This is a genomic window from Phenylobacterium immobile (ATCC 35973), from assembly GCF_001375595.1.
GTDB lineage: Bacteria > Pseudomonadota > Alphaproteobacteria > Caulobacterales > Caulobacteraceae > Phenylobacterium > Phenylobacterium immobile.
Map to the genome: position 1 here is coordinate 82,112 of NZ_CVJQ01000003.1, position 21,692 is coordinate 103,803.

Consider the following 21,692-nt stretch of genomic DNA (forward strand, 5'->3'; position numbering starts at 1 on the left):
CACCCCATGAGTTGCTGCACCGCAGATTCCCTGCGCCCGTCCCTGGGCGCGCCCGATCCGAACAAGCACGTCAACTATGTGCTGGGCATGGTGCTGGGCGTCGATGACCTGACGCAGGAGTTCGCCTACGCCGACAACCGCACCCGCGCAGTCGTCCGTGAACTGATCGGCTACGGGACCGACCGGGGTCTGGCCGTCGCCATGGAGCCGACGCTGCGCGGCCCACGGGCCCGGATCACACCGGGCGTCGCCTACACGCCCTCCGGCCAGATGGTGGCGGTCGACGCCGACCAGTGTTGCACCCTGAACGACTGGCTGGCCGGCCACGCCGAGGACCTCGCCCTGAAGCTTGGCGCGGCGACCACCGGAACCGTCCGCCTCGCCGTCACCCTCTGCTACCGACCCTGCCTGACCGACAAGGCGCCGATCCCGGGCGATCCCTGCCGCAGCGAGGACGCCCTGATGGCGCCGTCGCGGATCAAGGACGAGTTCACGCTCGACCTGCGTTTCGCCCCGCCCCTGCAGACCGAGGAGGATGCGGTCCGCGAGCTCGTCCGCTGGCTGCGCGCCATCCCGACCCGAACCGACAGCCCGGTCGACGCGGTGGAGGACATCATGGCCGCGCTCAAGGCCGCCGCCACGCCCTGGCTCGCCATCGCCTCGCCGCTCGACCTCGGCGCGCCGATCAGTTCGCCGCCAGCCTTCGATCTTGGTGATCCGCCAGTCGGGCTGGCCATACCGGCGGACAATTGCAGCGACTACCTACGCGCCCTCTTCCGCGTCTGGGTGACCGAGCTTCGGCCCGCCTGGATCGCCCGCTTCAGCGCCGATTGCGGCTGCGGCTGCGGCGGGACCACGCCCGGAGGCTGCCTCGGCGAGGCCGCCGACGACTGCGTTCTCCTGGCCGAGCTCGCCATTCCGGTCGCCCTGGAAAGCCCCGGCGTCTGGATCGTCACCGAGGATCCGGTTGTCGTCGACCAGACGCGCCGCCCCTACCTGCTGCACATGCGCATGTTGCAGGAGTGGCTGCTGACCAGCTGCGGCTGCATCCCTGGCGAGGCCACACCGGGTGTCCCATCCTCGCCGGTGATCCTGCCCGACCTGGGCGGCGATCTGTCCGGGCCGATCGCCAATGGGGTCATCGAGACCATCCAGGGCGTGCCGATCGCCGCCGGCGGCGCCAGCGAACAGCAGGTCATGACCTTCGTTGGCGGCAGCTGGCGGCCGGCCAACCCTCCGCTGGTCCCCTCCAGCGTGGCCGGCGATGTCACCGGGCCGCTTGGGGCGACCGTGCTGGCGGCCATCCACGGGGCGCCGGTGGCCAGTGTCGCCCCGATCCTGGACCAGGTGCTGGCCTTTGATGGCGCATCCTGGGCGCCCAAGACCTTGGCCGCCCCGACACCGACCCCCACGCCGACGCCGACCCCGACACCTCCTGTCAATCTGATCGGCGATGTCACCGGCCCCGCGGGCGCGACCGTGCTTAACGCCATCCGTGGCCGACCGGTGGGGGCCCAGGCGCCGCTGACCGGCGAATTCCTCGGCTTCGACGGGACTACCTGGCGGCCACAGCCGCTGAACATCCCAACGCCAACCATCCCGCCACTCGTCGGCGACACCGTGGGCCCGATCGGCGGCAACGCCGTCGCCGGCATCCACGGGACATCGGTGGACGCGCCATCCAGCAGCGACAACGGCTCGGCCCTCGTCTATCGGGGCGCGAACTGGGCGCTGGAGCGCATGCAGCCGGCGGGTGAATACGTCCAGTATCCCGGGAATGAGAAGGGCTACGCCCTGATCGCCGCCGGCCGGTTCGGCTTTCAAGTCGAACGCCGCGCCGTGGTCGTCCGGCCCTTCGCCTACGGTGGCGGCGGTCTGCCCGATCGGCCGTTCAACGACCTGCAGTATGTCCGCGACAACGGCGTGCTCCTGCCCTGGCAGGTCGAGTTCACCTTCAACGAATACAAGGAGCGGCTCCACAAGGGCGTGTTGGTCGTCAAGGCGACCGCCGGCTGGCTGTTCGAGCCCAAGGACCCCTTCCCGCGGAAGTTCCCGGAAGCGTCCACCAAGTCGCCCTTCCAGGTGATGTTCGGCGAATACAACGAGGAGACCTTCACCCTCGTCGTCCCGCCGGGCTTCGGCCTGGAGAGCATGCAGAACATCGTCGCTGGCGAAATCCAGATCGAAATCGGCTGGTATCCGGGGTGAGGTCATGACCGCAACGCTCGACGAACCGATCCTGGAAGGCGGCATCCGCCGGGTGAACTTCTTCAACGGCCGCCTGCTGACCGCCCGCGACCTGAGCCGTGTGCAACTGGCCGCCGCGGCCGGCGACCAGCGCCTGGGCGTCGTCATCGGCGATGGCGTCTCCCACGGCCTGGAGGTCTCCGCCCCCGACCCGGGCGCGGCTTCGCCCTGGGTTCGGGTACAAGGCGGCCTGGCGGTCAACCGCGCCGGCGAGACCCTGTGCCTGGACGCCGCCATCGACGTGGCGCTGGCTGTCCCGCCAGAGCCTGGAACGGCGACGGCCGACTGCTGCTTCGCCCCTTGCGCGCCCGCGCCAGGCGGGACCTATGTGGCCGGCGCCGGCGTCTTCCTGCTGATGATCTGTTCGGCCGAAGCCTCCGAAGGGCGGGCCATGACCAGCGGCCTGGATGAGACCGCCGGCAGGTGCAACACCGACGCCACGGTGAACGGCGTTCGGTTCCGCCTGGTTCAGGTCGATCCCTACCTGGCGGCGGACGACTTTCACGACGGCGCTCGCGCCCGCGACGACCACGAGATCCGCAACCGCGTAGCCTTCAAGTGCTTTGGCGCGACCCCGCTCGCGGCCTACGACGCCCAGCCCCTGGCGACGGACGCCAAGACCTATGGCCTGCTCGACGCCATGCGCTTCACCGGCGTCCTGAGCGACTGCGACGTGCCGCTGGCGGTGCTCTACCGCACGCTGGCCGGCGGCCTGCGCTTCGTCGACAACTGGGCGGCTCGGCGATCGATCAGCCAGCCCTCGCCCTTCGGCCTGCGCGGCCCCCACCTCAGCGATCGCCGCGCGGCGGAGGCCGAGGCCATGATGCTGCAGTTCGAGGTTCAGGCCGAACGGCTGCGCAGCGAACAGGGCGCGGCCGCCCCCGCCGTCCAGGTCGAGCGCTGGTTCAGCCACCTGCCGCCCGTGGCGCTGCTGCGCACCGGCGGCGCCCAGGGTCTGGACTGGAAGATCTTCCTTGGCGCCCATGCGCCGGTCCGCGCCGTCCCGCTCTCCGCAGGCTTGGCCCGCGCCGTCGTCCAGCGAAGCCTGGAGGCGGCCGCCGTCCCCGTGGTCGCGCGGACCAACACGGCGGACAAGCCGATCCGCTACCGCGTCTATGAGGTCGACGGCGCGACGGACTTCGTCTTGATCGCGCGCTCGTCCTACGCCGAGACGATCGCCAAGGACGTCTACTACGACAACGCCAACTGCGCCCTGGACGGCGCCGATAACGTCCAGGACGCCATCGACCAGCTATGCGAGCGCGTGAACGGCTGTTGCACCGTCGTGCTCACGCCGCACGACGCCGACTGGCAGGCAAAGGTCGACGCCGTCCCGGTGGGCGGAGACGCAGAGATCTGCTTCCAGGTGGGCGACTACCCGCTCCTGCGACCCCTAGAGATCAAGGGGCTTGGCCATGTGAAGCTGAACGGCGCGGGCTTCGGCACGCGGCTCATGATCGCCGACGCCGAGGTCGCGCTTCTGGTACGCGACTGCCAAAGCGTGATCGTCCGTGACCTGAGCTTCACCGGCGGCGCGGCCGGCTGGGCCAAGGACGTGACCGAGGGCCTGGGCGGCGCCCTGACCGTGGTCAACTGCGCCGAGGTCACGGTGGAGACCGTCGAGGCGACCTGCGCCGATGCGCTCCGCCGTGCGGCGGCCTGCGTGGTCGTGCGCAACACCGCCGAGGCGCCGGCCAAGGTCGTATCAATCACCGGCGTCCGCGGCCGCATCGGCCATGCGCAGACCGGCGTCCTGGTGGTCAACGCCGTCCACGCCGTGATCGAGCGCAACACCCTAGCGCTGGCGCCCGGCGCCGACATCAGCAAGTTCGCCAACGAACCGGAACACCTGATCCGCTTCCGCCGGCAACTGGTCAGTGTCTACGCCCAGAAGCAGGGGAACGGCAAAGCCCCGCCCACGGCGGACCGCGAGCATGCCGACGCCGTCGACTTCTCCTTCGGCGACGCGAGCGTGCAGGTCCGCACCCATCCGGACCTGGCTCAGATCCTGGGACGCATCCTGGAAGACCTCGACGTCCAGGTCAGCTTTCCCGACCAGCTGGGCAAGGCGCTGAAGGACTTCGCCGCCGAGGTCGCCCGCGGCCGCGGCGAGCACCCGGGGCTCTCCAACGCCGGCCTGAAACGCGCCGTGAAAACCGCCTTCGAGCGGATGGAGCGCCGCGCCGCGCCCGCCGCCCAGCAAGGCATCGTCGTCGGCGGCGCCGCTGCACCCGACGTCCGTATCCGCGACAACGCCGTCAGCGGCGTCGAGCAGGGCATCCACATCGGCCTATCGGACGGCCCCTCAGCCAGGCGCGGGCGGGCCGCCGCCGGGACGGTGCAGATCGGCGGCAATGTCATCGAGCTGATGATCTCGTCACTGACCACCGGCGAGCGTCACGCGATCTTCGTCGGCGGGGCCGAGAGCCTGGTCATCGAGGCCAACCGCGGCCAGGTCGCGCGCAACGGTCCCATCGACCGCGTGACCGCCGAGCCTATCCGACTGTGGGGCGAGTTCGGCCGACGTCTGCTGGTCACCGGCAATCATTTTGAAGGTTTCCGACGCGCGATCTACCTCCGACCCTTCCTTTACACACAAGATGACGACGAACGTCCCTGGGTTGTGCAGCACAACTGGGTTGCGGGCGCGCGATCAGCTTTGGAGATCTATCCGAATAATCTCGCGATCACCGTTTTCGAACCAAATTTCACTTGACGTCTGGTGGATAACGGCATGATCATCTCCCTACACTTTGCAGCACTGGTTGCGGGGTATACGGTTAAAACCGGAACCCTGGGTTCGACTCCCAAGTGGTGTAGCGGGCGCAGCGTAAGCTGCGCCCGCGGTGTTTCTGGCTCAGCCTCCCCCAGGTTCAGCCGATGACCGCGGCGCTTCGCATCCTGCGCGCGCGCACGTCGGGCCTGGGCCCTGACCGCCTGCGATCTCAGCTGGCCCTGCAGCGCCTGATGGCGGACGCCGAACCTGACCGGCTGCTGCCGCCCAGCGCAATCCTGGTGGCGCGCCGCGCCCGCATGATCCTGCCGCCCCGCGGCGCCGGCCGCCCCGCCGCCAGCCTTGATGACACTTTGCGCCCCCTTATCGCCGGCGCCGCGCGCCCTGCGCGCGGATTTGTGCCCGCCGGCGCCGAGGCCGTGCTGTTCGACGACGAGGTCGAGTTGCTTGCCTGCCTGGCCAGCGCATTCGCCGCCGGCGTACTCGCCAGCCAATGGTGGTGGACAGGCCTGCTGCGCGGCCGCCTGGACTTAAGCGCCGTCAGCACCGCCTGGCTGGAACGGCCGCAGGCCATCGCCGCGGCTTTCGAACTGCTGGAACGGCGGGGCGAGACCGCCCGCGTCCTTCGCGCCCTGGGCGAGACGTTCGCCCGCGAGGTCGCCCAGTCGCTGGCCGCCACCCATGAAGCCCGCACCCTGGCCTCGCCTCCCCTAGCCCCAGCCCTGGCCGCGTCATCAGCGCCGGCCGTGGCCGGCCAAGCGCCGAGCGCGTCCGCGCCATGGGCCGCCCTGGGCCTGACCGCCGAGACCCTGAGCCTGCCGGCCGTTCTGCAGTGGCCCGCAGCCCTCGCCGTCAGCCTGCGCCGCGCCCCTTCCCTGGCCCGCAGCCCGGCCTTCGCCATCCAGGCGAAGCTGTGGTGGGCGGCGGCCGGGGAGGCGGACCCGCCACCCGCTGCCCCTGTTGACCCGCGATCATCGCCGTCGATCCGGTTCGATCTGGCGGAGGACTACGTGGTGGCCAATGACCTCGCGCCCAAGGCAAGGCCGGACCTGGCTTCTGGTCCGTCCACGGCCGACCGGGCGATCCATACGCTGCCGGCGTCCGAACCCGACCTGAACGCCCCGGCCGCCACACCCTCTGACGCCGCCCTCGCAGCGATGGTCGCGGTTATCGCCACGAACCCCTTGGCCGCCGCCGCGCCCCCTGCTCTGGCGACCCCGCGGGCCGCCCCCGACGCACCTCTCGCTACGCCGCGGGCGGGCCTGCTGTTCCTGCTGAACGCCGCGCTCGCCATGGACCTCTGGGGCGACTTCAGCGCGCCGCAGGCCGGGACCCTGCCCATCGATCCCTGGACCTGGCTCAGCGAGATGGGCCTGCGGTTCTGCGGCGACGACCTGAAGGCCGATCCGATCTGGCCGGTGCTGCGGGACCTCGGCGCTGACGTCGCCTTCGGCATGGCCCCGCCGCACCCGCCGGCCCGCCTGCTGAACGCCCAGGCCAGGCTCTTGAGGGCGCGGCTCTGCGCCGCCCTGGGCGTTCGCGGCGTCCGCGGCGTGCGCCGCCTGCTGTTGCAACGCCCCGGAGATCTGTGGGTCAGCGCCGCCCGGATCGACGCCGCCTTCGATCTCGCTAGCCACCCCGTCGCCGTGCGCGCCAGCGGGCTGGATCGCGATCCAGGCTGGATCCCAGCGGCCGGCCGCGACGTGAGGTTCCACTTCCGATGAACGCGCCCTTTTCCCACGCCCAGCCCCAGGCCACAGCCCGGGCCGCGGAGATCCACTTCGCCCTCTACGTCTACGCCGCCTTCCTGCGCCTGGCGCCGCTGGCCGCCCAGGCGAGCGGCGGCCTGGATGAGGCGCTGGTCCGCTGGCCCTTCCTGGACGGCTACCTGGGCGAACTAGCCGAGCGCGGCCTGGAAGGCGTGTCGCTGGCCCAGGCCCGGGCGCTGTGGGCCGCCCGCATCGCCGAGTTCGAAGCCACGGCCCCCAGCCTGCCGCTCTGCGCCCTGGCCGAGGCCTATGGCCTGGACGCCGAGGACCTGGCCCTTCTGGCCGCCGCGGCCTGGACCGAGTCCGAGCCCCGGCTCGGCTCGGTGCTGGAGGCCCTGCACGGCGTGGCCGGCGAAGGCCGCTTCACAACCGCCCTCCTGGCCCAGCTGGATCCCCACGGCGACGCGCGTCTGCGCACCCTGCTGGAAGCCGGCCTGCTGGAGACCCTGCAACCCCAGTCGCCCTTCGGCCTTCGCAGTGTCACCCTGCCTGAAACCCTGGCCGCCGCCCTGCTCGGTCGTGGCCCCTCAGGCGCCTGGCGTCACCGGCCCGCCGACAGTCTGGCCGGTCTCGAAGACCTGGTGCTGGGCAAGGACCTGCGCCTGGCCCTGGAGGGCGCCGCCGATCTCTTCGCCGAGGGCCGGCTCGATCTCCTGACCCTGCGCGGACCCAGCCACAACGGCCGCCGCACCCTGGCCCGGGCCGTCGCCCACCGGCTAGGTCTCGGAACTCTGGAGGCCCCGCTGACCGGCGGCGCGGCCGACGCCGATCTGGCGCAGACCGCCGCCCTGTCCTCGGCGCTCCAGGCGCTGCGCGTCTTCACCGCTCAACCCGCCGTCGGCGAGGCGGTCGCCGCGGCCGACGCGATCTGGCGGCGCGGACCGCTGATCGTCATCCTGCCCCCGCACGGCGGCGTCGACGCACCGGGCGACCTGCGTCGGCTCGACCTCGTACATCCCCTCCCCGACCGGCCGGCGCGCGCGCGGCTGTGGGCCCGCGGCCTGGGCGAACGCACGACGCTTGATCCCGCAGACCTCGCCGCCCGCTGGCGGATGAGCAGCGGCGCCATCGACCGCGCCGCCCGCAGCGCCGAAGTCAACGCCGCCGCCGCCCGGCGCGAGACCATCACCCTCGACGACCTCGCCGTCGCACGCCGGATGCTGGGCCGCGAAACGCTCGACGCCCTGGCGACGCCGGTCCTGGTCTCCCCCGGGTGGTCACAGTTGGTGGCGGCCGAGGCGACCCGGGGCGAACTGGCCACCTTGGAGGCCCGTTGCCGCCACCGTGAGACCCTGGCGGCGATGAGCGGCAATCCCGCGGCCGGCGTCCGCGCCCTCTTCAAGGGCGTCAGCGGCACCGGCAAGACGCTGGCCGCCGGCGCGCTGGCCTCAGCCCTGGGCATGGACCTCTACCGGGTTGATCTGGCCACCGTGACCAGCAAGTACGTTGGCGAGACCGAGAAGAACCTCGACAAGGTGCTGTCCGCCGCCGAGACGTTGGACGTCGTCCTGCTGCTGGACGAGGGCGACAGCCTGCTGGGCGCGCGCACCGCGACCCAGTCGGCCAACGACCGCTTCGCCAATCTCGAGACCAATTTCCTCCTGCAGCGCCTCGAAAGCTTCCAGGCGGTGCTGATCGTCACCACCAACGCGCCGGAGAACATCGACACCGCCTTCCAACGGCGGATGGACGTCACCGTCGAGTTCACGCCGCCAGGGCCCGAGGAACGCGCCCGGATCTGGCGGCTGCACCTTCCGTCTGGTCACGGCGCCTCGGAAGCCTGGATCGACGAGGTCGCGGGCCGCTGCGCCATGACCGGCGGCCAGATCAGGAACGCCGCCCTGCACGCGGCGCTGCTCTCTCTCGATGCGCGCCAACCTCTGGCGGAAGCTGAGATAACAGCCGCCGTAGAACGCGAGTATCGCAAGGCTGGCCAGGTCTGCCCGCTGCGTCGCGCCGCGCTGGCCAGGGCGCGCTAGCCGATGACCGGGATGGTGCAAGCGGCCAAGACGCCGGCGCGTCAACCCACCGCTTCACCCGCGCGGGAAAGTCCCACCGTGCGGCGGCTGGCGCAGGCCAAGGGCCATGGCGCGCCGCTGGCCCCCGCCGTCCGCCTGCCGCTTGAGCAGTCCTTTGGCGTGAGCCTGGAGGCCGTGCGGGTCCACACCGGCGGCGATGTCGCCCAGGCGGTCGAGGATCATGGCGCACGCGCGCTCACCTACGGCGCCGATATCTACCTGGCGTCGGGCGAGAGCGCGGCCGACCTCAAGCTGATCGGCCACGAGGCCGCCCACGTTGTCCAGCAGCGGGCCAGCCCGGCGCTGCAGCCAAAGGGCGTGGGCGGCGGAGCCCTGGAACGCGAGGCCGATTCCGCCGCCGCTGCCGCCGCGAGCGGCGCGGCCTTCTCTGTCGAGGGTCGCACCAGCGGTCCCGCCGTCCAGGCCAAGTCGTTGCTGGAGGACGGTGCGGCCTGGCTGGGCGATGTGGCCAGCGGGGTCGTCGATTTCTCGGAATCCATCGGCTGGCGGATGGTCGACCAGTTCGCGCCCGACCTCGCACCGATCCTGCGCAAGGGCCCGCAGGGCATCGTCGACTGGGCCAAGGAGAAGGTCTCCGCCGGCGTCCAGGCGGTGTTCGAGACCATGATGGCGCCGGTGCGCGCCGTCACCGGCTTCGGCGCGCAGTTGTCCGCCGAGTTTGCGCCCATGGTCGTCTGGGCCAAGGACGCCGCAGCCAAGATCGCCAAGAACGACTGCACCCCCTTCCGCGAGGCCGCCGACAAGATCGAGCAGGTCGCCACCCGCATCATCCAGCCGATCGTCGAGCGCGTGCAGCCGGTGATCGCCAAGATCGAGAGCTTCTTCACCAGCGTCTGGAACACCATCGGCGCGCCGGTGTGGGAGTGGCTCAAGTCCTATGCCGCGGCCCAATGGAAAGCGGTGACCGAGGTCGCCGACTGGGTCTGGAACAAGGCCGAGCCGATCCGCCGGGTCGCCGCCCAGGGCTGGACCTGGTTCAAGAACAAATTGGGCGTCGGCGACGGACCGGAAGGCCAGAACGGCATCCTGCAGTGGGTGCAGGCCAAGCTCGCCGTCGCCGGCGACTGGATCAAGGAGAAGCTCGCCCCCTACCAGAAGGAGGTGACGGCCATCGCCGCCGTCGTCGGCGGCCTCCTGATCATGGTGTCGCCGGCCGGGCCGATCGTTCTCCTGGGCGGGGCGATCTACGGCGTCATCCAGGCGGTCAGCTGGATCAAGGCCAACTGGGGCAAGGGCGACGCCGTCGTGCGCGCCCGGGTCTATCTGGAGCGCACCCTAATCCCGGCGATGCTGGGCCACGTCAGCCGCCTGACCGGCGGCCTGGTCGGCGCCGCCAACAGCCTGGCCGCCAGCATCCAGCAGTTCGCCGCCAAGATCAGCGGCGCAGCCGGCGCCCTCGCCGGCACGGTCCTGTCGCTCGCGGTGTCCGCGGTGACCTGGCTGGCCGGCCAGATCAACGCCCTGGCCGAATGGGCGACGGGCAAGCTGGTGGTGCTGGCCGGCGTGGTGGCCTCTGCGCTCGGGACGCTCTCGACCTTCATGCAGCGGGTGCTGACCTTCCTCAGCAAGGTCGCCAATGTGGTGATCGACGTCTGGGCGCTACAGCGCGACCTGCTCGGCAAGGTCTGGAATGCGATCCCGGCCTGCGTCCGCGACCCCTTCATCGACTTCATCATCCCGCTGATCCTGCGCCAGATCGAGCTCTTCCGAGAGCTGGTGAAGGACAAGACCGCCTGGGACCGGACCAAGGCCGACGTCACCAATCTGATCGAGCAGGTGTTCGACAACCGCGACCTGATGGGCGCCATCCGCGCGACCTTCCAGCTGCTGCTGCGGGCTTTCAATGTGCCGGTGGAGCTGGCCGCCAAGGTCTGGGCCAAGGCGCAGGCGGCCTGGGATGTGGTGGTCGCTAAGCCGATCGAGTTCATCAAGAACACCGTCCGCGCCATCGGCAAGGGCTTCAGCCTGCTCTGGAAGAACATCAAGAGTCACCTGGCCTATGGCCTGGAGGGCTGGCTGCTGGCCGAGGTCTCGGAAAAGGGCGTCCAGTTTCCGACGAAGTGGACCGACCCGATGCAGGTCTTCCAGTTCGTGCTCAGCATCATGGGTCTGTCCATGGACCACGTCTTCGAGCTCTTGAAGAAGCGGTTCGACAAGGTGGCGGTCGATAAGCTGAAGGTGTTCTGGCGCCGTTTCGTCAAGGTGGTCGACTGGGTGCGCAACGCCATCGACACCTCCAAGTCTCCGGCCGAGAACACCAAGGGCATCATCCAGCAGGCCAAGGGATTCGGGACAGACATCCTCACAGGCATCGCCGAGTGGATCGCCGCCAGGGTGGCGACTGAGATTGCGATTATGGCCGCCGCGGCGGCGGCGTCTGGCGGATTGTCGGAGGTCGTCGATGTCCTACGGCGCGTCTACAAGGCGATCGTCTCGGCGGTGCGCTGGGCCCGTCAGATCCTGGAGATGGCCGAGCGGGTGCTGGACGGCGCCCTGGAGGTCGCCAACGGCGCCATCGACGCGGCCGGGGCGCGCTTTGAAGGCGCCATGCACAAGGCCATGCCGGTGGTGATCTGCTTCCTCGCCGACCAGGTCGGCCTGGGCGGCGTCGGCCAGAAGATCCGCGACATCATCGAGGCGATCCGGGCGCGGGTGGACGCCGCGATCCTGTGGTTGATCGACGCCATCAAGGCGATGATTCAGGGGCTGGTGAACCTGGTGGCCTCCGGCGTGCAGGCCCTACTGAAGTGGTGGAAGCTCTCGGCCTCCATCCCTGTGAAGGATGGCGAGCCGCACGACCTGACCTTCAGCGACGACGCCAGCGATCCGGTCCTGGGCATCCACTCCGACTGGAAGGATCTGTCGACCTTCGTCGCCGAAGCCAAGGCGGGAAGTCCCACCTCGGCCCAGGCCGTGGCTATCGCCGCCATAGAGGCCGGCATGACCGATGTCGGCGCCAAGAAGCTGATCGCCAAGGCGGCGACCACGATCCTGGAAGGCCAACCTAACGACACCGCGAAGGAAGCCGCACAGAAGCGCCTCGATGACGCGCTGTCGGCCATGCAGAAGCGCATGGACGGCATGACGCCGCACATCGCCGTCCTCCTGGGCACGGGACCGGTCGGCTCAGAGAAAAACCCTATCGAGATCGAATACCCCAAGCGTCGCGCCGACGCCTATGCGCCGCTCTATATCGGGCCGAAGTCGGCGACCCGCATTGAACAGAGCGAGATGGCCGCTGGCGACACGGCCGCCATCTCAGCCAAGCTGACCAAGGCCGAGGACGCCGCCTGGGCCGCCGACGGCCGGCGCATCCGGCGTTACTTCCCCTGGAGCTCGCAGATGCTGCCTGACAGCAGCGGGACCTTAGGGATCACCGCCGACAACCAGATCGAGGTCGGCATGGCGCGCAAGTACAAGGAGGGTTCCACCCAAGGCGGCGGCAAGATCAACGCCGCGCTCGCCCCCTTCGGTTACCGTAGCCGCATTAACGGAGGCGAGGGCCTCGACGGCGACCACGTGGTCGAAATGCAGATCGGCGGGGTGAATGAGCTCAAGAACCTCTGGCCTCTGGGCTACAGCGAAAACCGCTCCTCTGGATCGCTGCTCAAGAACCAGGTCGACGCGGCCAAGGAGCGGATCAAGAAGCCCAAGACCGTGGTCAAGGCCGACAGCTTCTGGCTGATCATCAAGACGGTGAGGGCGGTATGACGCTCGTGTCCTGCATCATGCCGACGGCCAATCGGCGGGCCTACATGCCCCACGCCATCGACTACTTCCTGAGGCAGGACCACGCCGAGCGCGAGCTGGTGATCCTCGACGATGGCGAGGACGCGGTCGCCGACCTGATCCCAGCCGACCCGCGCATCCGCTACCTGCGCGAGACCCGGCGGCGCACCACCGGCGCCAAGCGCAACGCCTGCGTCGAGGCCGCTCGCGGCGAGGTGATCATCCACTGGGACGACGACGACTGGTACGCCGCCGACCGCATCAGCCGCCAGCTGGCCGCTCTGGAGGGCGCGGACGCCGACCTCTGCGGGATGGAGAGCCTTCTGTTTTTCGATCCCATGGCCGAGAAAGCCTGGCTCTATCGCTATCCCGGCCGCGACGCCGCCTGGGTCTGCGGCGTCTCCATGGCCTACCGCCGTGCGCTCTGGGCCCGGAACCCCTTCCCACACCTACAGGTCGGCGAGGATTCCCACTTCATCTGGAACGCCCGCGATGTGAAGGCGGTGCGCATGGGCGAGTCAGGCCTGATCGCCGCCATGGTCCATGGCGCCAACACCAGCCCCCGACGAACAGAGGGCTCGGCGTGGTCGCCGCGCGGGATCGGCGAAATCCAGGCCCTGATCGGCGAGGACTGGACGCGATACTCTGGAGCATCGCCGGCGCCGACGCCGGCGCCGGCTGTCGCCATCGCCCACCGCCAAATCTTGATCGGCGTCCATGGCGCCGAGGACGCGATCGAACTGGCGACAACCCTTCGCGCCCTTCGTGACCACAATGACGCCACCGCAGACGTGACCGTGCTTGGCGCTTCGACCGCAGAACAGGCCACGGCCCAGGCCTTCGGTGCGACCTTCGTCCATGCCCCAGACAAGGGTGGCGCGGCAGCCTTCAACCGCCTCGCCCAAACGCAGAGAGCCGCGGTCCTGATCCTCCTGGAGGGTGGCGCCCGGCCTGGGCCAGGATGGCTCTCGCGCCTGTTGGCCGCCTTCGACGATCCGGCCGTAGGCCTCGCCGGCCCCTCGACCAATCGCCACTGGACCGACCAAGGCGCCTTCGCCGGTCTAGCCGACAACGCCTTGCAGCAGGTACGCGCCGCCCAGATCGCCGCCAGCCGCTTCGCGGGCGAGATCACGCCGGCCGGCCCGCTCCACGGCCTGGGGGCCTTTTGCTACGCGGTCCGGCGGGAGGTGATCGAGGCGATCGGCGCGGCCGACGAAGGCTTCGGCGGCGGGCCGTGCTGGGAGATGGAGTATTCCGCCCGCGCCGCCCGCGCCGGTTTTCGAGCGGTTTGGGCCGGCGCGTCCTACGTCCACCGCGCCGCCGCGACGCCCGCACGGCAGGAGGTCGAGCGCCTTAGCTTCCAGGCCGCGCGCGAACGCTACCAGGACCGGCTCTGCGGCCTGCGCCTGAGCGGCGACCGCACCGACTACGCCGACCACTGCCGCGGCGACGACTGCCCGCACTTCGCCCCGGCCGACCACATCGAGATCCATCGCGGTTTCGACGCCCTCACGGTGGCCTCCCGCGCGTCGCCCGTTCCACGCCCCACGGAGCCCCTGGTCTCCTGTGTCATGCCCACTGGAAACCGGCGCGATTGGGCGCTCCAGTCGATCCGCTATTTCGAGCGCCAGACCTGGACGAACCGCGAGTTGATCATCGTCGACGACGGCCGTGAGCCGCTGGACGCCGACCTGCCCTGCGATCCGCGCATCCGCTATGTCCGCAGCGAGCGGGTCCTGAGCATAGGCGCCAAGCGCAACCTCGCCTGCGACATGGCGCGCGGGGACTACATCGTCCTGTGGGACGACGATGATTGGCATGGGCTCGAACGCATCGCTCGCCAGCTAGCGCCGATCCGCGCTGGCCGGGCCCAGATCACGGCGCTGCGCCACGCCCCCTTCCTGGAAGTGGCGACGGGCTCATGGTGGCGTTGCGCCGCCGATTTCCATCGGCGGATCTTCCTGTTGGATGTCATGGGTGGGACTCAGGCGTTTCCGCGTGCACTGTTCGCCGGCGGTTGTCGCTTCCCGGATTCATCAATGGCCGAGGACGCGGCCTTCCTGCGCGCGGCGGTCCACAGCGGCGCGCGGCTGGAACCGATCGATGCGGAAGACCTCTACGTCTACGTCCGCCATGGGGCGAATACCTGGCGGTTCACCATGAGCCAGGGCCTGACGGGCGGTTGGGCCGAGCGCGCGGCGCCAAAGGCGATCGGCCCGGATCTCGCCTTCTACATGCCGCGCGTTCAGCGCCCGGCGTAGAGCTCGGGCGCGAAGGCGCGGCCGGTCGGGCGATGGATGCGCGCCCAGGCGGCGGCCTCGCCGCGACGGCGGACATTCAGCTTCTCCAGCACGCGGTGAACGTGGTTCTTCACCGTTGGCAGGCCGATCTTCAGCGACCGGGCGATCTCCTTATTCGACAGGCCGCGGTCGATCAGGTCGACGATGTCCCGCTCGCGCGGAGTCAGGCTTGGCGCATCGATCGGTTCGCCCGCATCGCGGGAAAGAGTCGCGACTCGCTCGAACAGGCGTGCGGCGAGGCGGTCAGAGCAGGTCACTTCGCCACGCAGGCAGCGCTGGGCCGCGGCGACCACGTCGTCGATCGAACCCTCTCGGGTGACGTAGCCGGCGACGCCCGCCTCGACATAGGCCAGTTGCTCGTTCTCATCTTCGGAGACACAGACGGCGACCACCTTGACGTGTGGCGCCTCCAGTTTCAGGCGGCGGAGCAAGCGCAGGCCGGCCTCCATCGTCGCGTCGAGCAGCAGAATGGCCACCTGGCCGGCCGCGATCGAAGCCAGATCCGCCTCGGCCGGCGGGGCGGCGCCCAGCACCGTCAACGCAGGGGTGCGGCCAAGGCTGGCGCTCAGGCCCTCGCGATAGAGCCGCACATCACTGAGAATGAAGACGCCCGGCGCCGGTGCGGAGAAGCCGCGCGCTTCCGCGAGCGCCGCCGCGCGTTTGAAGTCTTGTTCCATGCTCGCCCGTCCCGACCGATGGATGCGCAGCATGAAAATCACACTAGCCCGGGCGAAACAGTGTCAAAGCGCACACAGCCTCGCTCCCCGCGGCCAAGCGGCTTCACATTCGCTTGTGATTCGCAATGAGGCGTTCACCAGGCCTGATGCGCGCAAACCAGACCGTCGCCGAGCAGGCGGTCGAGCGCTCGGAAATCGCTGGCCGGATCGTCGTCGGTCCAGTCGGCGACAGCGGCGACCGCCTGGGCGGCGTCAAACCGCCGGCCGTCGGCGGCGTAGAGGTAAGGGTAGCATCCCGCCAGTTCTTCGAGGCAGGCGCCGATCAGAGCCGCGCGCCGGGCCGGGGCCGGGGCGTGAAAGGAAATGCAGGCCGTCGGCGCGCCGAATTCGGCGAGCCTGCGCCAACGGCCGGGGATCAGGTCATATTCACCGCCCTCGACGTCCATTTTGATGAACCCGGCGGGCTCTCCTTCCAGCCCGGCCAGGAAGTCCTCCAGCCGCACGCCCGACGCCTCGCGGCTGGGTTGGTCAACACCGTCGCCGGCCGGGGTGATGCCGGACATGCTGTCGCCGAAGCGGCTGTTCGCGTCGAAGTACATGCCGCCTGCGAAAAGGCGAAGCACGCCAGGCTCGGGGGCGATGCACACCGCGTGAACGGACACCTTTGCGGCCAGGCCCGGATTTGCGGCGAGGTTGGCGGCCAGTTCCGCCCGCGCGACGGGGTCCGGCTCAATGGCGTGAACCACGGGGCAAAAGTTCGCGGCGTAGAGGGTCGTGGGACCAATCCAGGCGCCGATGTCGACGCAGGCGCGGGACCGATCGAGAAAGCGGTGGAAGATGCGGAAGGTCTGCGGTTCCCAATCTCCGGCGTTCACGCGGTCCCAATAGGGTCGGCGCTCAGCGCTCGCGCAGGTGCGGAATCTTGCGCTCGCGACCTCGACGTCCTGCAGATCCATAGGCGTTTCCCAGGCAGAGCCTGACCATGGAGACCGCAGGCGGCGGGCGCAAGGTGCGACGCCTCGCCTCCGGCGGGCTAATCGACGGCCGCCTTGCCGGCGCCAGATATCTCCGGGACGTAAAGGCCCGAGCCGACGCCCACGACGCCGCTCGCCAGACTGCGGCCAATGTCGCGGCGAACGCCGAAGCGCGCGCAGGGGTCGGGATCGGCGATCTTGCGAACCTTGCGGGCTTCGCTGGCGAAGGCGTCGCCGACCGCATCGCCATAGGGCTCGGCCAGTTGCAGGGCGTCACCGACGCGCGACATCGACGGGTTCACCGAAGAGACGACTTCGGCGGTCCGCGACCAGCGCAGCGCCGCGATTTGCTCGCCGCCCGGCGCCAGCAACTCAGTCTCCGCTGCCAGGCCGCCGGTGGTGGTTGGCGTCCGGACATTCAGGATCGGCGCCGGAATGAAGAAGCCGGCGGCCGCGCTGACCGCTGAACCGAACCGGCCCGTCGGGGTGATCCGCACAATGGCGGTTCGGACAAGGCCCGCATCCGGCGCTGGCGCGGCCAGGACGTCGAAACGCTCGCTGATCTCGAAGCAGACCTGCCGGTCAACTTCGGCGCGCACCTTCTCCTGGTCCTGAGCGGACAGCCTTGAGGGAGTCTGAAGCGCGAGGACGGCCGGCTGAATATACACAGCCGTAAGGTTGTCAGAGGCCGCGTCGTCGCGGCGTTGCGCGCGCGCCGCGCCCATTGGCGCCTGGGCCGAACCCACCGTGTCGTAGCGAGACAGATATCCAGACGGCTTCGGCACGCTCTGGCAGGCGTTCAAGCCCAGGCACGTCAAGACCAGACCGGCTAGTCCGCTTGCCTGTCGGTGGATTCTCATCTGCTCGACCTCCGCCTGCTCTTTGAACGCTTTGGCGGCTGCGGCCGACTGTCAGCGACGTCCCACCAGACCCATACGCTTGGCGATGATCTCGCGCTGAATTTCGTTGGTCCCCTCGCCGATGCTATAAAGCCTGGCGTTGCGCCACTGCATTGAGCACGCCCTTGTCCCGCAAGAGGTTCGCCCCGTAGCGCGCTTTCAGCCCGTCGATCCAGGCGGCGAGGCCGGCCCAGGTCATCGGCGATTCCACGCGATAGGCTTGGAAGCCGATGTCATCGGCGCGGCGGCGGTGGAGATCCGCCAGCGTCTCGGGCGGCGGATCACAGCCCGACGATCTGACGCTTGGCGGAGAATTTTTGGAAAGGGCCGCAGCTTGACCGCACACGCGATCATCCCACCTCTAGAGGCCACGACCTATGTAACGATCTAAAAGGAACGGCCCTTTGAACAGTAACTTCTTGGTGGCCGCCGCGGCCGTCATCGCCCTCTCCGGATGCGGCAAGCCCGCCGAGAAGGCCGCCGCGCCCCCAGCGACGGCCGCCGAGACCGTGAACCTCACCATCCCCGCTGGGGTCTACAAGCTCGATCCAAACCACGCCTACCTGCAGTGGTCGGTTCCGCACATGGGCCTCTCGACCTATCGCGCGAAGTTCACCAGGTACGACGCGACGGTGACCCTGGACCCCGCCAACCTTGAGGCTTCAAAGGTCTCAGTGACCATCGACCCCCTGTCGATCCGCACCGACTACCCGGCCGACTACAAGGCCACCCATGCCAAATCGGGCTATGCGACCTGGGACGAGGAATTGGGCAAGAGCGACCGTTTCGCCGCCGGCGCCAAGTTCCCGACCATCACCTTCAACTCCACCAAGGTTGAGCGCACGGGACCGTCGACCGCCAAGGTGACGGGCGACCTCACCTTCGCCGGCGTGACCAAGCCCGTGACCTTGGACGTCACCCTGGTCGGCCAGACCGCGACCCATCCCTTCACGAAGGGAGGCGCGTTCGGGGTCCATGCCGAAGGCGGCTTCAAGCGCACCGACTTCGGCCAGGCGGAGAGTCCCATGAACGACATCTCGATTTCATTCGACGCCGAGTTCCAGCAGGAACTGCCAGCCACCCCCGCCGCAGGCTAAAGCCCGATGGCCAGGACCGCCGCCTCGTCGCGCTATTCGGCCGTCGCGATCATCTTGCACTGGCTGATCGCCGCGGCGGTTCTCTCCATGCTGCCCATGGGTTGGTGGATGGCTGACGCCATCTCCGACCCGGCGCGGCAGCAGACCGCCTTCAAGGCCTACCAACTCCACAAGTCGATCGGCTTCACGATCCTGGGGCTCACCCTGCTGCGGCTGGCGTGGCGGATCAGCCATCCGACGCCGCCGCTTTCCGCCGACATGCCGGTCTGGGAACGGTTCGGCGCGCGCGCCACCCACTGGGCCTTTTACGCCCTGCTTCTAGCCCTGCCGATCACCGGCTGGGCCTATGTTTCCAGCGGCTGGGCCGTCAGCACCGACAAGCCGCTGAACGTCGCCACCGTCTGGTTCGGCCTCATTCAGGTGCCGCACCTGAGCTTCGTCGCCGACCAGCCGGCCGAGATGCGAAGGCTGGGCGCCTACAGCGCCATGGGCGCCCACGCAACGCTCGCCCTCGGGGCCGCGGGCCTGATCGCCCTGCATGTGGCCGCCGCGCTTAAGCACCAATTCCATAATCGCGACAATGTGCTGCCATCGATGGTCCCCTGGCTAGAACTCAAGGACGAGGGCCCGGCCGCCTCAGGCGGCCGCCTGGCGATGGCCGCGGGCGTCGGCGCGATCGCCGTCCTGCTGTTCGCCGGCGGGATGCTGGCCAGTCCGCCGGCCGGCGGCGCGCCCCGGGCCGAGGCGGCGCAGGCCGCGCCGACTGCGCCTGCCGAACCCATCGTTCCGGGAACCGCCAAGGCCTGGACGGTCGACCGCGCCGGCTCAGCGATCACCTTCTCCGGGACCCACGCCGGGGCAGCCTTCAACGGCCGGTTCGATGACTGGGAGGGCCACATCTGGTTCGACCCAGACAATCTCTCCGGATCGAAAGCCGTGGTCCTGGTGCGTACGGCTTCGGCTCGCACCGGCGATGCGACCCAGGAAGGCTCTCTGGTCGAAACGGAATGGCTCAATCCCAAGGCCTTTCCCATCGCCCGCTTCGAAACGCAGAGCTTCCGCAGCCTTGGCGGCGATCATTACGAAGCGACCGGAACCCTGCGCGTGAAGGCCCGGACCGTTCCGGTGGTCCTGCCTTTCATCCTGACCCTGACGGACGGACAGGCCAAGGTGACCGGCGCGCTGGAGCTCGACCGCATGGCTCTGGATCTCGGCCTCTACTCTGACCCCAGCGCCGATTGGGTATCCAAGATGATCGGCCTCGAGATTTCGGTCACCGCGCACTAGGCGATCCCCTGGCGCCGCAGGACCGCCGTTACGAAGTCAGACCAGCAGGCGAAGCACAACCGCTCGTCTCCAATACGCCATAGGCGCTCCGCTGACCTGGACCCTGAAGGGCGCGGGCGTTGGCCTGCGCGACGACCAGGCGTGTCTTGCTGTGCGATCGCCCGCGGGACCTACCCCTACGTCCGAGGCCGCGCCACGTCGCCGCCGCTACAACGCCACGGGCGAGCGGGATCGCGTCCTGCCGATCACCCTCGGGACGCTGATGTAGTTGACGGCGCCTTGCCCAAACGAAAACGGCCGCGCCCTGGTGGGCGCGGCCGCAGTCGTCAGCTGTGTTGGAGGCTTAGAACTGGGCCTCGAGCCGCACGCCGAAGGTGCGCGGCGAGCTGATGTTGGCCACGACCATGCCCGCGTAGTTCGGGTTGGAGTCGGTGCCGGTGTAGACGAGCTCGTCCGAGAGGTTGCGGACGAAGGCGCCCACAGACCACTTGGCCGGATCGCGATAGGTCACGTTGACGTCCTGGGTGAAGTAGCCCTTGAGCTTCATCGCATCCAGGTAGGCCACGCCGCCCCAACGCAGGGTGGCGAACTGGGTGTTGATGCCCGCATCGATGGTCGCGCCGTTCTCCAGGAAGAAGGTGTGCGTATAGCCCACCGTGCCGGCCCAACGCGGGGTGCGGATCAACTGACGGCCCGAGCAGTCGACGTTCTGGAACGTCAGGCCGGGGACCGGCTGGACAGTCTGAGGGCTGACCGCGCAGGTGGAAGCTGCGGAGTTCACATTCACGCCGGTGTAGACGAACTTGCCGAAGTTGGCGTGGTTGTACTCCACGCCCGCATGGAAGACGTCGTTGGGCGTGAAGCGCCAGGTCACGTCGATGTCGCCGCCGTACATCTTGGCTTCACCGGCGTTGGTGTAGCCGTTGGTCGGCAGGCCAGCGCCCGACAGGAAGTTGAAGTTCTGCTGGCTGTCCTTGTAGGTCCAGTGGAACAGTTCCAGGTTCACCTGCAGGGCGTTGTCCAGGAAGCGGTTGCGCGAACCGATTTCCAGGGCGTTCAGCTTCTCAGGCCGGTAGAACGAGGCCTCGCCAGGCGCGCCGCCGAGGACGGAGGTGGCGTTGAAGCCGCCCGCCTTCTGGCCAAGCGCATAGGTGACGAACAGCATGTTGCGCTCGGTCAGGTCGTACTCCAGGCCGACCTTGCCGGTCGTCGCCGTGAAGTCCTTCTTGCCGATGAACACGTCGCGCGTGCGCGGATCCGGCTTCAGGTAGCAGAGACCCGAGTTCGGGCCGTTGCCAGCCGGGAACCAGGGCTGGCCGCCCAGCAGGCTGTACTGCAAGATCTTGCCGTCCACCGCCCGGTGATCCTTCGTATAGCGAAGGCCGCCGATCAGGCGCAGTTGGTCGGTGACGCTGAACGTCGCCTGGCCGAACAGGGCTTCGGCCTGGTTGCGGAAGATGTAGTAGGTCTCCGCGTTGCCGTTACGGATCGTGTAGGACATCACGCCGCCGGTGATGGCGCTCTGACGTTCGTCGAAGATGTAGAGACCGGCGACCCAGGTCAGGCGCTCCGACGAGTTGCCCAGGCGGGCTTCGAAGGACCGCATGTCGGACTTCTCAGGCCGACGGGCCGCGGAGTTGAACACGCCGCCCGGGAAGGTGACGTAGTCGTTGCGCACTTCGCGATAGGCCGGCAGCACGGTCAGGGTCGCAAAACCCAGGTCGTAGTCGAACTGCGCGGTCAGGTTGCTGAACTTGTTGTTCACGTGCGGAATGACGGTCCGGACACCCGGCTCGGTGGGGGTCAGGATCTGGCTGTTGCCGGGTCCGCACAGGCCTTGCGAGCCGATCGGGGTATAGACCGGGCCGTTGGCGCTGGCGCCGAGGGTGAAGCGGGTGTTGGGCGCGCAGTTGTTGTTGGCGACCGCCACCGCGTAATAG

Annotated in this window: 14 protein-coding genes; 8 read left to right on the forward strand and 6 right to left on the reverse strand. The window is 69.1% G+C overall.

Features of this window, described 5'->3' with window-relative positions:
* Positions 1 to 6: 6 nt before the first annotated feature.
* The 6 genes from BN1313_RS15795 (at position 7) to BN1313_RS15820 (ending at position 14,779) form a co-directional block, all read left to right on the forward strand.
* A complete protein-coding gene (locus BN1313_RS15795; protein ID WP_091743270.1) occupies positions 7 to 2,208 on the forward strand; it encodes a hypothetical protein in 2,202 nt (733 codons plus the stop codon).
* Between the two features lie 4 nt (positions 2,209 to 2,212).
* Positions 2,213 to 4,963: a right-handed parallel beta-helix repeat-containing protein gene (locus tag BN1313_RS15800; RefSeq protein WP_091743271.1), complete on the forward strand. Its 2,751-nt coding sequence runs from the start codon at positions 2,213 to 2,215 to the stop codon at positions 4,961 to 4,963.
* 164 nt (positions 4,964 to 5,127) lie between these two features.
* Entirely contained in the window at positions 5,128 to 6,705 is a 1,578-nt protein-coding gene (locus tag BN1313_RS15805; protein ID WP_091743272.1) for a hypothetical protein, read from the forward strand.
* On the forward strand, positions 6,702 to 8,729 hold the full coding sequence (locus tag BN1313_RS15810; protein ID WP_091743273.1) for an AAA family ATPase: 2,028 nt from the start codon (positions 6,702 to 6,704) through the stop codon (positions 8,727 to 8,729). Before BN1313_RS15805 ends, BN1313_RS15810 begins: the two co-directional genes overlap by 4 nt.
* 3 nt (positions 8,730 to 8,732) lie before the next feature.
* Positions 8,733 to 12,500: an eCIS core domain-containing protein gene (locus BN1313_RS15815; RefSeq protein WP_091743274.1), complete on the forward strand. Its 3,768-nt coding sequence runs from the start codon at positions 8,733 to 8,735 to the stop codon at positions 12,498 to 12,500.
* Entirely contained in the window at positions 12,497 to 14,779 is a 2,283-nt protein-coding gene (locus tag BN1313_RS15820) for a glycosyltransferase (RefSeq protein WP_091743275.1), read from the forward strand. The genes BN1313_RS15815 and BN1313_RS15820 overlap by 4 nt, the downstream gene beginning before the upstream one ends.
* On the opposite strand, the gene BN1313_RS15825 is transcribed toward BN1313_RS15820, so the two are convergent.
* The 5 genes from BN1313_RS15825 to BN1313_RS15845 all read right to left on the reverse strand — a co-directional run bounded on the left by BN1313_RS15825 (position 14,764) and on the right by BN1313_RS15845 (position 17,714).
* Positions 14,764 to 15,495: a LuxR C-terminal-related transcriptional regulator gene (locus BN1313_RS15825; protein ID WP_176696069.1), complete on the reverse strand. Its 732-nt coding sequence runs from the start codon at positions 15,493 to 15,495 to the stop codon at positions 14,764 to 14,766. The genes BN1313_RS15820 and BN1313_RS15825 overlap by 16 nt on opposite strands.
* A gap of 134 nt (positions 15,496 to 15,629) precedes the next feature.
* Positions 15,630 to 16,451: an FkbM family methyltransferase gene (locus tag BN1313_RS15830; RefSeq protein WP_091743277.1), complete on the reverse strand. Its 822-nt coding sequence runs from the start codon at positions 16,449 to 16,451 to the stop codon at positions 15,630 to 15,632.
* A gap of 77 nt (positions 16,452 to 16,528) precedes the next feature.
* Complete coding sequence (locus tag BN1313_RS15835) at positions 16,529 to 17,329, reverse strand: DUF3313 family protein (RefSeq protein ID WP_091743278.1); 801 nt, start codon at positions 17,327 to 17,329, stop codon at positions 16,529 to 16,531.
* Positions 17,330 to 17,380: 51 nt separating this feature from the next.
* Positions 17,381 to 17,482, reverse strand: coding sequence for an acyl-CoA dehydrogenase family protein (locus BN1313_RS17145; RefSeq protein WP_091743279.1), 102 nt, complete (start codon positions 17,480 to 17,482; stop codon positions 17,381 to 17,383).
* Positions 17,454 to 17,714 (reverse strand): hypothetical protein, encoded by a 261-nt coding sequence (locus BN1313_RS15845; protein WP_091743280.1) that lies wholly within the window; start codon positions 17,712 to 17,714, stop codon positions 17,454 to 17,456. Before BN1313_RS15845 ends, BN1313_RS17145 begins: the two co-directional genes overlap by 29 nt.
* Before the next feature lie 58 nt (positions 17,715 to 17,772).
* Here BN1313_RS15845 and BN1313_RS15850 point away from each other — a divergent pair, with 58 nt between their 5' ends.
* Both BN1313_RS15850 and BN1313_RS15855 read left to right on the forward strand, forming a co-directional pair.
* Entirely contained in the window at positions 17,773 to 18,465 is a 693-nt protein-coding gene (locus BN1313_RS15850; RefSeq protein WP_091743281.1) for a YceI family protein, read from the forward strand.
* A 6-nt stretch (positions 18,466 to 18,471) separates the two neighbouring features.
* Positions 18,472 to 19,752 (forward strand): cytochrome b/b6 domain-containing protein, encoded by a 1,281-nt coding sequence (locus BN1313_RS15855; protein ID WP_091743282.1) that lies wholly within the window; start codon positions 18,472 to 18,474, stop codon positions 19,750 to 19,752.
* Positions 19,753 to 20,095: 343 nt separating this feature from the next.
* On the opposite strand, the gene BN1313_RS16680 is transcribed toward BN1313_RS15855, so the two are convergent.
* A partial coding sequence (locus tag BN1313_RS16680; RefSeq protein ID WP_176696070.1) for a TonB-dependent receptor occupies positions 20,096 to 21,692 on the reverse strand: 1,597 nt, incomplete at its 5' end.

What these genes read in the sequence shown, in the direction of transcription:
- BN1313_RS15795 (WP_091743270.1), top strand. Translation starts at nt 7, where the DNA reads ATGAGTTGCTGCACCGCAGATTCCCTGCGCCCGTCCCTGGGCGCGCCC.
- BN1313_RS15800 (WP_091743271.1), top strand. Translation starts at nt 2,213, where the DNA reads ATGACCGCAACGCTCGACGAACCGATCCTGGAAGGCGGCATCCGCCGG.
- BN1313_RS15805 (WP_091743272.1), top strand. Translation starts at nt 5,128, where the DNA reads ATGACCGCGGCGCTTCGCATCCTGCGCGCGCGCACGTCGGGCCTGGGC.
- BN1313_RS15810 (WP_091743273.1), top strand. Translation starts at nt 6,702, where the DNA reads ATGAACGCGCCCTTTTCCCACGCCCAGCCCCAGGCCACAGCCCGGGCC.
- BN1313_RS15815 (WP_091743274.1), top strand. Translation starts at nt 8,733, where the DNA reads ATGACCGGGATGGTGCAAGCGGCCAAGACGCCGGCGCGTCAACCCACC.
- BN1313_RS15820 (WP_091743275.1), top strand. Translation starts at nt 12,497, where the DNA reads ATGACGCTCGTGTCCTGCATCATGCCGACGGCCAATCGGCGGGCCTAC.
- BN1313_RS15825 (WP_176696069.1), bottom strand. Translation starts at nt 15,495, where the DNA reads ATGGAACAAGACTTCAAACGCGCGGCGGCGCTCGCGGAAGCGCGCGGC.
- BN1313_RS15830 (WP_091743277.1), bottom strand. Translation starts at nt 16,451, where the DNA reads ATGGATCTGCAGGACGTCGAGGTCGCGAGCGCAAGATTCCGCACCTGC.
- BN1313_RS15835 (WP_091743278.1), bottom strand. Translation starts at nt 17,329, where the DNA reads ATGAGAATCCACCGACAGGCAAGCGGACTAGCCGGTCTGGTCTTGACG.
- BN1313_RS17145 (WP_091743279.1), bottom strand. Translation starts at nt 17,482, where the DNA reads ATGCAGTGGCGCAACGCCAGGCTTTATAGCATCGGCGAGGGGACCAAC.
- BN1313_RS15855 (WP_091743282.1), top strand. Translation starts at nt 18,472, where the DNA reads ATGGCCAGGACCGCCGCCTCGTCGCGCTATTCGGCCGTCGCGATCATC.